This window comes from Brevibacterium sp. NPDC056726, assembly GCF_042790515.1.
Classification (GTDB): domain Bacteria; phylum Actinomycetota; class Actinomycetes; order Actinomycetales; family Brevibacteriaceae; genus Brevibacterium; species Brevibacterium sanguinis.
Map to the genome: position 1 here is coordinate 1 of NZ_JBHTYZ010000017.1, position 1,049 is coordinate 1,049.

At 56.1% G+C, this 1,049-nt stretch carries 1 rRNA gene; it reads right to left on the reverse strand.

Annotated elements, in window-relative coordinates:
- Nucleotides 1-1,049, reverse strand: a 23S ribosomal RNA gene (locus ACFQ91_RS17195); the annotation flags it as partial.

A 1,049-nucleotide genomic window follows, 5' to 3' on the forward strand; every position in this document is an offset into this window, starting at 1 on the left:
ACCTTAGACCACGACAACCATCGCGTGGCCTGGCTACCTTTCTGCGTCACACCTCACGCTGACCGACTCCACACTCAGGTCCTCGCCCACAATGCCAACCAGGCACCCGAAGGCACCACGGGCACGCGGGGGAGTTAGTGTCATGTGTTTTGGTATTGTCGGTTGTGTGTCGGTACCAGAATATCAACTGGTTGTCCATCGACTACGCCTGTCGGCCTCGCCTTAGGTCCCGACTTACCCAGGGCGGATTAGCCTAGCCCTGGAACCCTTGGTCATCCGGTGGACGGGTTTCTCACCCGTCTTTCGCTACTCATGCCTGCATTCTCACTCGTGACGCCTCCACCACTCGTTCACACGGCGACTTCACTGGCGACACGACGCTCCCCTACCCAACACCACACCATTACGGCTATCTGTGGTGCTGCCACAACTTCGGCGGTGTACTTAGCCCCGCTACATTATCGGCGCTCAATCACTTGACCAGTGAGCTATTACGCACTCTTTCAAGGGTGGCTGCTTCTAAGCCAACCTCCTGGTTGTCTTCGCAACTGAACATCCTTTCCCACTCAGCACACGCTTAGGGGCCTTAGTTGATGGTCTGGGCTGTTTCCCTCTCGACAATGAAGCTTATCCCCCACTGTCTCACTGCCACGCTGAACCTTACCGGCATTCGGAGTTTAGTTGACGTCAGTAACCCGGTGGGGCCCATCAGCCATCCAGTAGCTCTACCTCCGGCAAGAACCACGCAACGCTGCACCTAAATGCATTTCGGGGAGAACCAGCTATCACAGAGTTTGATTGGCCTTTCACCCCTAACCACAGGTCATCCCCTCCATTTTCAACTGAAGTGGGTGCGGGCCTCCACAACATCTTACTGCTGCTTCACCCTGCCCATGGCTAGATCACTCCGCTTCGGGTCTAGGACACGCGACTGATATCGCCCTGTTCGGACTCGCTTTCGCTACGGCTACCCTTCATCAGGTTAACCTCGCCACGCACCGCTAACTCGCAGGCTCATTCTTCAAAAGGCACGCCATCACCACAACCAA